The following is a 10,249-nucleotide window of genomic DNA, read 5'->3' as shown; positions in this document are numbered from 1 at the left end:
TCGAATCCGGTGCCGGCACCGGCCGCCGTCGGCAGCGGCAACGCCTTGGCCCGCGCCTTGCGCCCACTCCAGGCCTTCGGCTTGAGGTACTCATACATGCCTTCGCGGCCGCCCTCGCGACCAAAGCCGGACTCGCGATAGCCGCCGAAGCCGACGCTGGCGTCGAACAGATTGGTGGCGTTGACCCAGACCACACCGGCGAGCAGCTTCGGCGCGATGTCGAGCGCCAGTCCGATCGTCTCGCTCCACACGCTGGCGGCAAGGCCGTAGCGCGTGTTGTTGGCGAGCATCACGGCCTCGTCCGGCGTGCGGAACGTCATCGCCACCAGGACCGGGCCGAAGATCTCTTCGGTCGCAACCGTCGAGGATGGGTGCACGTTCCAGAGCAAGGTCGGCGGATAGAAGCATCCTTCCGCCGGGATCGCGCCGGACGCCTGATATTTCTCGGCGCCCTCCTTCACCCCGGTCTCGACCAGCGCCTTGATCCGCTCGAGTTGCACCGGCGCGACCACCGCACCCATGTCGATCGCCTTGTCGAGCGGCATGCCGACGCGAAGCGTCTCCATGCGCCGGATCAGGCGCCTGCGGAAGGTCTCGGCAATGCCCTCTTGCAGCAGCAGCCGCGAGCCGGCGCAGCAGACCTGGCCCTGGTTGAACCAGATCGCATCGACCACGCCTTCCACCGCGCCGTCGATATCGGCATCGTCGAACACGATGAACGGCGATTTGCCGCCGAGCTCGAGCGTCAGCGACTTGCCGGTGCCCGCAGTCGTCTGGCGGATCAGCCGGCCGACCTCGGTCGATCCGGTGAAGGCGATCTTGTCGACGCCGGGGCTTTCGACCAGCAGAGCACCGGTCGCACCGTCACCGGTCACGACGTTCAGCACGCCCGGCGGCAGGCCGGCCTCGGCGGACAGTTCAGCGAACAGCAGCGCTGTCAGCGAGGTGAACTCCGCCGGCTTCAGCACCACGGTGTTGCCCGCGGCGAGCGCCGGCGCGATCTTCCAGGCCAGCATCAGCAGCGGGAAATTCCAAGGGATGATCTGCCCGATCACGCCGATCGGCACCTGATCGGCGAATTCCCGCTCCTGCAACTGCGCCCAGCCGGCGTGATAGTAAAAATGACGCGCGGCGAGCGGCACGTCGAGATCGCGGGTTTCCCGGATCGGCTTGCCGTTGTCGATCGCCTCCAACACGGCGAACAGCCGGGCGTGACGCTGCAGCATGCGCGCCAATGCATAGAGATGACGCGCGCGGCCGTGACCACCGAGCTTAGCCCACGCGACCTGCGCGGTGCGCGCGGCACTAACCGCCGCGTCGACATCGGCAGCAGCGCCCTGCGCGATCCGCGCCAGCGTCTTGCCGGTGGCGGGCTCGCTCGTCGTGAGGTGCTTGCCGGCATGCGGTGCTGCGAATTTGCCGGCGATGAAATGCCCGAACGTGGCGCCATGCCGCGCCAGCCAGGCGCGAGCCTCGCCGTCTGCCTCGGGCGCGGGGCCATACTCCATGGTCTCGAAATAATTTGCGACGCTCATCGCTGGAGTCTCATCCCACGGGGTGGCGGTTGAAAGCCGAGTAGTGGCCGGTCACGTGATGCTCGAGCTGCCGCTCGATGTCGGCGAGCAGGCTGGAGGCGCCGATGCGGAACAGATCCGGCTCGAGCCAGTCGCGTCCAAGCTCCTCCTTCATCAGGAACTGATAGTTGAGCACGTCCTTTGCCGTCGAGATTCCGCCGGCCGGCTTGAAGCCGATCTTGTAGCCGGTGCGCTCCTGATAGACGCGGATCATGCGCAGCATCGCCAGCGTCACCGGCAGCGTCGCGTTGACGCCTTCCTTGCCGGTAGAGGTCTTGATGAAATCGGCGCCGGCCATCATGCAGACCATCGAGGCCTTGGCGACATTGCGCAGCGTCTTGAGGTCGCCGGTCGCCAGGATCGTTTTCAGATGCGCGTTGTCGCAGACAGCGCGGAAATCCTGGACTTCGGCGTAAAGCGCCCGCCAGTCGCCGGTCAGCACATGCTCACGCGTGATGACGACATCGATCTCCTGCGCGCCGTCGCGGACCGACGCCTCGATCTCCTTCAGCTTGAGCTCATGCGGCACGAGGCCTGTGGGAAACCCGGTCGAGACCGCAGCAACCGGGATGCCGGATCCATCGAGCGCTTCGACGGCCGTGCCGACGAACCGATGGTAGACGCAGACCGCACCGGTATGCAGCTCACGCCCGGCAAAGCCGAGCTTCTCCAGAACGTCGCCGCGCACCGGCGCCTTGGCTTTGGCGCAGAGGCGCTTCACCCGTTCGGTCGTATCGTCGCCGTTGAGTGTCGTCAGGTCGATGCAGGTGAGCGCCTTGAGAAGCCACGCCGCCTGCGCGTCCTTCTTGACGGTTCGCCGGCCCGGCAGGCTCGCAACGCGCCGTTCGGCGGCCGACAGATTGATCCTGATTTCGTCGACCCAATCCATCTCGAGCGCGCGGCCGCTGTTGCGCGGGATCGGATGCGGATGCTCGCCGCCCGGAGCAGGTGGCTGCGCGGCGAATGGGGACGGATTCTGTATGAGGACGCTCTGCGTCATGGAGGCGCCGTGCGGTCCTAGCGAATCGAGGAGATGGCCAGATAGATTGAATGTGTCGATCGCAACATGTGATCCTCCCTGACCTTGCCGTTGGGCTTGCCGATCGCCTGAGGAACGACACGTCCCCACCGCTCGATCAGCCCGCTGGACTGGATGTTATTATTGTAACAAATCGACGTTGATAAACTCACAACATTGTAAGATCATTGTCAATCGGATAAGCAAGCTCGGCGATCAAAATGGCTGAAACCCCCAACGCACGACCAAGCGAGACACGCGTCCAGCGCCTGCAGAGGCTGCGCCGTGCCGTCGAGTCGGGCGGCACGCTGCATCTGAAGGACGCCGCCGAGCTCCTGAAAGTTTCTGAAATGACGGTGCGGCGCGACCTCGCCGGGCCGGACGCCGCACTCGCTTTGCTCGGCGGCTACGTCGTCAACGCGGCATCACCGACCGGGATCAAGTACGCATTCGAGCAGGAGATCGACCAGCACACCCAGGACAAGCGCCTGGCTTGCCGGGCTGCCGCGGCCTCCATCAAGGAGGGCGATACGATCTTCATCGACTGCGGCACGACGATGCAGTCGCTGGCGGACTGCCTGCCCGAGGATCTGCCGCTCTCGGTGATCTGCTATTCGATGAACGTGGCGTCGATCGTCACGCACCGACCGGCGACGCAGGTGATGTTGATGGGCGGGCTCTATCATCCGTCGTCGCAGTCCTTTGCGTCGGAGGACGGCCTGTCCTATCTGCGGCGGCTCGGGATCAACAAGGCCTTCATCTCCGCCGGCGGCGTGCACTGGACCCGCGGCGCGAGTTGCTCGAACTTTCACGAAGTCGCCGTCAAGCAGGCCGTCATCGAGACCGCGATGGAGAGCATCCTGGTGATCGACGCCAGCAAGCTCGGCAGTCTCAAATCGGCATTCTTCTCCGATATCGGCGCGTTCTCGCGGATCATCGTCGGCGGCGCGGCATCATCGGACATGCGCAAGCACTTCCGCAGCCTTCCCGTCGAATATGTGACCAGCGCAATCTAGAACCTTTTCCGTTCCGATCGGAGCGGGTTCTCAATTCGTGTTCTGACGCGTTTTCTTCGCGCGAACCGGTGCCCGCTTCGCTCGAAAGAGCTCTGACCCGGGCGGGAGCTGGCTCGCCCGGGTCAGCCTCGTCCACGATGCGCGGCCTCGCGAACCGCGCATCGCGCATCGCGCCAAAGATCAATTGCAGGCAGGCTTTGCCTTGTTGCAGGCGTCGGTCAGTTCCGGCGGCGGCTCCTTCTTGAACACCGTCTTGTAGGATTCCAGCACGTTCGACTGCGTCACCGGCAGCGACTGCACGCCGATCCAGCCTGGCGTTTCCTTGCCAAGCAGCGCGTTCATCATGGCCATCGCTTCCGCGACGCCCTGATCATATGGACGCTGCGATCCGGTCGCCTTCAGCGGTCCGCCCTTGGCGATCTCGATCGCCGATTGCAGGCCGAGGTCGACGGTCGTGACGGGAATATTGATGCCCTGCGCGCGCATCGAGCTCAGCGTATCCAGCGCCGGCTGATCCCAGACCGCGAACACGCCCTTGACGTCAGGATTGCCGGTGAGGAAGTCGCCGGCGATCTGCGAGACTTTCGGCGGATCGGTGAAGTCGACCTGCTTCATCTTGATGTCGGGACGGTTCTTCTGCATCCACTCGCGAACCCCCTTGGTGCGCTCGTTGGTGCTGAAATAGTCGACGCCGAAATTGACGAGGCCGATGGTTGAGCCCTGCGCCATGCAGGACGCCAGGATCTGGGCCGCGATCTGGCCATTGCCCTGGCTGTCCGCCGAGATCATCGAGGCATATTCCTCCGGATGCTTCAGGCCGGTCGGAATGCTGTCCATCAGCACCAGCTTGATGCCGGCCTTGGCGATCTTCTTGTAGGTCGGCGCGGTCGCCGTGAAATCGACCGGGATCGAGATGATGCCGTCCGGATGCTGCTGGATGGTGTTCTCGATATCGGCGATCTGCTTGTCGACCTGATATTCGGCGGACGCGACGCCTGTCACCGTCACGCCGTACTTCTTCAGCGTGTCGGTGATGCCCTGGATCTGCAACTGCGCCCAGTCGAGATTGACGGTCTGCATGGAGATGCCGACCTTGAAGTTCTTCTCCTTGATCTTGGCGACATCGGCGTCCGACAGCGCAAGCACTTCCGGCGAAGCCGCCTTCTCGCCATGCGGCCCCTGGCCGACGATCGATTTCGGTCCAAGCGTCGCAAGATCGACGCCCTTGACGCAGGTCGCCGGCACTTCGGCGCGAGCCGCAGGGGCGATCGAAATGGCCGTCGCCGCGATCAGCGCGGTCAGCGGCAGGGTTTGTCGCAAGATTGGCTTCATTGTTTCCTCCCTTTTTGGTCGCCGATTGACCGGAGGCCGGCGACCTTGCCCCTACCCTTGCAACGCAGCGCTCTAGCGCTTCGTGAACGCGACCGCGGCCACGATGATCGCCCCCTTGATGACGAGCTGCATCGGCGAGCTGACGCCGAGCAGCACGAGGCCGTTGTTGAGCGTGCCGATGATGAGGCTGCCGAACAGCGTGCCCAGGATGTAGCCGCGGCCGCCGAACAGGCTGCAACCGCCGAGGATCACCGCGGCGATGACGTCGAGCTCCATGCCCTGCACGACGTCGGGCCGTGCGGCATGCGAGCGCGCGGACAGCACCAGCGCCGCGAGTCCGGCCAACGTGCCGGTCAACACGAACGCCGCGGTCGTCACCCATTTGGTGTTGATGCCGGAATAGAGCGCCGCGGTCGGATTGCCGCCGACCGCATAGATGCGACGGCCGAACACGTTGTAGTGCAGCAGCAGGATGCCGACGATCATCGCCACCAGCGTCCACGCGATCGGAACCGGGATACCCAGAAACGTGCCTTCGCCGAAGATCGCGAAATAAGTCTCGTTGGTGATGATGACCGGCTTGGTGTTGGTCACCATCATTGCCAGACCCCGTGCCATGCTCAGCGATCCCAGCGTCACCAGGAAGGATGGGATCGAGAGCTGCGTTGTGAGGATGCCATTGAGCAGCCCGACCAGCGCGCCGGTGCCGAGGCCTGCGACGGCGCCGACGATCCAGCTGTTGTTGATCTGACTCATCGCCAGCGCCGCGGCCATGCCTGACAGCGCCAATGTCGATGCGACCGATAGATCGATCTGGCGCGCGATGATCACGAAGGTCATGCCGACCGCGATGATCGACACCAGCGTCGTCTGGCGGCCGATGTTCAGGAAATTGTCGACCGACAGAAACCAGGGCGACGAGAGGCTGAACACCACCAGCAGCACCACGAAGGCGATGTAGAGCATGTAGGGTCGCTCGCCCCGCAGCAGATTCTGCAGCAGCTTGCGGCGTCGATCGGATCGGGTCGACGCGGCGACGACATTGGGCGCGGTCAGTTCGGTCATGCGGGCAGCTCTTGCAATACGCCTTGTCCGGAAGCCTGGTAGATCTGCAGCAGATGATGCAGCTCTTCGGCATCATCGATCTCGCCGCGCACCAGCGTTCGCGCGACCCGTCCATCGACGATTACGGAGATGCGGTCGCAGAGCTCGATCAATTCGACGAGATCCGATGAGACGACCAGGACGCCGGTGCCGTCGCGGGCGGCATTTCGGATCACGCCGTAGATCTCCTCGCGCGCGCCGACGTCGACGCCGACCGTCGGCTCGTCCAGCAGCAGCACGCGCGGCCGCGGATCATTCCATTTTCCGAACACGACCTTCTGCTGGTTGCCGCCGGACAATGTCCTGACCAGGCTGGAGGCGCCCTGCGCCTTCACCGAAAGCCTTGCGACCGCCGTTTCCGCACGCCTGGCGGCAGCGCGTTGCTGCATGAAGCCCCAGCGCGAGAAATGCGGAATCCGCGGCAAAGTGATGTTGCGTTCGATCGAATGATCCAGCACCAGGCCCTGCACGTGCCGATCTTCCGGCACCAGCGCGACGCCCTGGTCGATCGCATCGGCCGCACTGTTCGGCAGCCATGGCCGGCCCTCGATCTCGAGCGTGCCGCGCTCGACCGGCCGAAGGCCGAAGATCGTCTCCAGGATCTCGGTGCGTCCGCTCCCGATCAATCCAGCGAGGCCGTGGATCTCACCTTTCATCACGGACAATTCGACAGCGGACAGCCGGTCGTTGGACACATCAGACAGCGCCAGAACCGGCGACGGATCGAGCGAACGTGTTGCAGCAGGCGCAGCGCGCGACGCCGCGGGTGCCAGTCGATCGGTTCCGATGATGGCGTTCACCAGCCGCTTCATGTCGGTATCGGCGGTGACGAACGTGCCGGCATTGGCGCCGTCGCGCAGCACGGTGACACGCTGCGAGATCTCGAAGACCTCGTTGAGCCGATGCGTTACGTAGATCACGCCGACGCCCCGGCGCGTCGCCTTGCCGATCGCGTCGAACAGGATGCGGACTTCGTCCGACGTCAACGAGGATGTCGGCTCATCGAGGATCAGCAGCCGCACTTCGCCCATCAACGCCTTGGCGATCTCTGTCATCTGGCGATAGGCGAACGGCAGCGAGCCGACAGTCGCTTTCGTATCGAGGGGAATGCCGAGCTCGCTCAGGAACGCCTCGGCTTTCGCCATCAGCTCGCGCTTGCGGACAAAGCCGAACCGCGCGCGCGGCTCGCGGCCGAGCAACAGATTGTCGGCGACGCTGAGCGATTCAACGAGACTGAGGTCCTGATAGACGACAGCGATTCCCGCTTCGCGCGATCGTGCCGGGCTGTCGAAGGTCGCCGGCTTGCCGGCGATCTCGATGGTGCCGCTGTCCGCCGCATGAACGCCACTGAGGATCTTGATCAGCGTGGATTTTCCGGCCCCGTTCTCGCCCAGCAACGCGTGCACCTCGCCGGCGCGGACCTCGAGGTTGACGTCGCGCAATGCCCGCACACCGCCAAAGCGTTTGTTGATGCCACCGACCAACAAAAGCGCCGTCGACGGCCGAGGCTCTGCCGCGATCGAACCGGACAATTCCAAACTTTCCTCCCGTCACCGGCACGCGGCGCTGGTACGATGCTGACATGTTGTTATTTTTGCAACTTATTGTGTTATAATTCTATCATATCGACGGCCTGTCAATGGGAGATCACGCCGGCAGGCATCTGAATTTTGGGGGCCGCCAGGTCGCGGTCATTGGCGTCCCGCCGCGAGCCGCGATCAGCTTCGGCACCGACTCATACACGCCGCCGGCCTCCGCCAGGCGCGACGACAACCACCGGGGTTGTGCTACGCTTCAATCGCTCATCTCATCAAAGCCAACGCCGGTGAACCGCGATGAAACTGAGTGCTGCGATTGCCGTCGCCCTGGTTTGGTCTTGCCTGCCTGCGACTGCGCAGCAAGGCGGAGCCGCCCTCTACGCGCAACGCTGCGCGCAGTGTCACGACAGCGGCGACAAGGATGTCCGCGCGCCGAACCGCGCCGCGCTGCAATCAAGATCGTTCGACGAAGTCCTGAACGCGATCACCGCGGGCCCGATGGCATCCTTCGCACAGGGACTGAGCAACGACGAGCGGACCGCGATCGCCTCCCTCATCACCGGAAAGGCCGCATCGCATGCGGCGGCCGAGAATGCAGGCCAATGTGCGCAGAGCGCGGCCGGCTTTCCGCAGGCGATCGACGGACCGCGGTGGAACGGTTGGGGCGCGGATCTCAACAACAGCCGGTTTCAGCCGGCGGCGATGGCCGGCCTCACGCAAGACCAGGTCCCGCGGTTGCGCCTGAAATGGGCGTTCGGGTTTCCTGACACGTCCGTTGCGTTCGCTCAGCCGACTGTGGTCGGCGGCTTGCTGTTCGTCGGTGGCGGCAACAACAAGGTCCACGCACTCGACGCCAAGACCGGATGCACGCGCTGGCTGTTTCCCACCGACGCGCCGGTCCGTGCGGCGATCAGTGTCGCCACGCTGGACAGCGGCCAGTCTGTCATTTTCTTTGGCGATGTGCGCGCCAACGTCTATGCCGTGAACGCGACCACCGGCGCGCTGATCTGGAAGAGCAAGATCGACGATCATGTGGCCGCCCGGATCACCGGTGCACCGGTCTTCCATGCCGGCGTCGTCTATGTCGGCGTCTCATCGATCGAGGAGGCGATCGGGTCGCGCCCCACCTACCAATGCTGCACGTTTCGCGGCAGTGTCGTTGCGCTGAAGGCCGACATCGGCGCGCAGATCTGGAAGACCTATACCATTCCCGAAGCGCCGCAGCCGACACGGACGAACGCCATCGGGACCCAACTGTTCGGTCCGGCCGGCGCGTCGGTGTGGTCCGCACCGACGATCGATGTGCAGCGCCAGGCGCTCTATGTCGCGACATCGAACAGCTATGCCGACCCGGCAACCGACACCAGCGACGCCATCCTCGCACTCGATCTCGCGAGCGGCCGAATGCTTTGGCACCAGCAGGCCACGCCGAAGGACAGCTTCGTCGTTGCGTGTTTCGGCATCGACCAGAGCAACTGTCCGCAAGATCGCGGCCCCGACCATGATTTCGGACAATCGCCCATCCTGGTGAACCTGCGCGACGGACAGCGCATGCTCGTCATCGGCCAGAAATCCGGCGTGGTGCACGCGCTGGACCCCGACCATGAGGGCAAGATCCTCTGGCAGACGCGGATCGGCCAGGGTGGCCCGTTGGGAGGGACCGAGTGGGGCTCCGCCGCGGACCAGGATCGAATCTATGTCGCCAATTCGGACGTGCGGTTCCTGAGGGACGGCTCGAGGCGTCTCAACTCGAGCGAAGGCGGCGGCCTGTTCGGCCTCGATCTTGCGACCGGGAAAATCGCGATGCAGGTGGCGCCGGTTGCCTGCGGCGATCGCCCGCAATGCAGTCCCGCCCTCTCCGCAGCGATCACGCTGATTCCCGGTGTCGTCTTCTCGGGCGGCGTCAGCGGCTTCCTGCGCGCCTACGCGACCGATGATGCACGACTGCTTTGGGAGATCGACACCGCCCGCGACTACACCACGGTGAATGGCGTTGCGGCCCGTGGCGGTGCCATGGACGGACCCGGCCCGATCGTCGTCGATGGCATGCTGTACGTTAATTCCGGCTACGCGCAATGGAGTGGATTGCCCGGCAACGTCCTGCTGGCCTTCGAGGTCGGTAATCCCTGACAGGCGCGATGTCGGCACTTGCGGCGACACAGGGAGCACTACTCGCCACGGGGTATTCGTGCTTTGATGGCGGGCAGGATCGGCTCATCGACCGGAAGAAGGCTTCCCGATCGTCCAGCCTCTGGTTCCGAGCGGCGCAAGAGCGAGGCGTCGCATTCCTGCGACTCGCCGATATCGGGGGCATGCGGACCGGAATCGACGGACATGGCTGCCGCGCCGGAAATCGATGCGCAATTCGTTGCGCACAAAAAACACAGAAACTATAAGTGCTTGAATGAATGGTCGGAGTGGCAGGATTCGAACCTGCGACCCCTGCGTCCCGAACGCAGTGCTCTACCGGGCTGAGCCACACTCCGACTAAGAGGCCGGCTTATAGCGTCGGGTTTCGGGGACCGCAAGGGACGACAAGGCACCGAATTGAGGAATCTAGTCACAGTGGATACAGGCCTGAAAACGCACGTTCTGCCCGCCGGCGCCGCCGCCACGGCCACCGCCGCCGGAGTCCTGGCCGAGGGCGGCCTGGTGGCGTTTCCGACC

General features: G+C 64.4%; 7 protein-coding genes and 1 tRNA gene. 2 read left to right on the top strand and 6 right to left on the bottom strand.

Features of this window, described 5'->3' with window-relative positions:
• On the bottom strand, positions 1-1,535 hold a 1,535-nt coding region (locus H8A95_RS38700; protein WP_229187836.1), incomplete at its 3' end, for an aldehyde dehydrogenase family protein.
• A 10-nt stretch (positions 1,536-1,545) separates the two neighbouring features.
• Positions 1,546-2,574, bottom strand: a complete 1,029-nt coding sequence (gene deoC, locus H8A95_RS38695; protein WP_420839524.1) for a deoxyribose-phosphate aldolase — start codon at positions 2,572-2,574, stop codon at positions 1,546-1,548.
• Positions 2,575-2,813: 239 nt separating this feature from the next.
• Here deoC and H8A95_RS38690 point away from each other — a divergent pair, with 239 nt between their 5' ends.
• Positions 2,814-3,608, top strand: coding sequence for a DeoR/GlpR family DNA-binding transcription regulator (locus H8A95_RS38690; RefSeq protein WP_229187835.1), 795 nt, complete (start codon positions 2,814-2,816; stop codon positions 3,606-3,608).
• A gap of 180 nt (positions 3,609-3,788) precedes the next feature.
• Here the strand turns inward: H8A95_RS38690 and H8A95_RS38685 are convergent, their stop codons facing one another.
• The 3 genes from H8A95_RS38685 to H8A95_RS38675 form a co-directional block, all read right to left on the bottom strand.
• Positions 3,789-4,940, bottom strand: a complete 1,152-nt coding sequence (locus tag H8A95_RS38685; protein ID WP_229187834.1) for a substrate-binding domain-containing protein — start codon at positions 4,938-4,940, stop codon at positions 3,789-3,791.
• 72 nt (positions 4,941-5,012) lie between these two features.
• A complete protein-coding gene (locus tag H8A95_RS38680; RefSeq protein WP_229187833.1) occupies positions 5,013-6,005 on the bottom strand; it encodes an ABC transporter permease in 993 nt (330 codons plus the stop codon).
• Positions 6,002-7,576, bottom strand: a complete 1,575-nt coding sequence (locus H8A95_RS38675; protein WP_229187832.1) for a sugar ABC transporter ATP-binding protein — start codon at positions 7,574-7,576, stop codon at positions 6,002-6,004. Before H8A95_RS38675 ends, H8A95_RS38680 begins: the two co-directional genes overlap by 4 nt.
• A gap of 303 nt (positions 7,577-7,879) precedes the next feature.
• On the opposite strand from H8A95_RS38675, the gene H8A95_RS38670 reads away from it, so the two are divergent.
• The gene (locus tag H8A95_RS38670; protein WP_229187831.1) at positions 7,880-9,712 is read left to right on the top strand and encodes an outer membrane protein assembly factor BamB family protein; all 1,833 of its coding nucleotides are present in this window, start codon (positions 7,880-7,882) and stop codon (positions 9,710-9,712) included.
• Positions 9,713-9,991: 279 nt separating this feature from the next.
• Here H8A95_RS38670 and H8A95_RS38665 read toward each other — a convergent pair.
• Positions 9,992-10,068: transfer RNA gene (locus tag H8A95_RS38665), tRNA-Pro, on the bottom strand.
• Positions 10,069-10,249: the final 181 nt, after the last annotated feature.

The sequence above is a fragment of the Bradyrhizobium oropedii genome, assembly GCF_020889685.1.
In the GTDB taxonomy this organism is placed as follows: domain Bacteria; phylum Pseudomonadota; class Alphaproteobacteria; order Rhizobiales; family Xanthobacteraceae; genus Bradyrhizobium; species Bradyrhizobium oropedii.
This window is presented reverse-complemented; position numbering and strand designations above follow the sequence as displayed.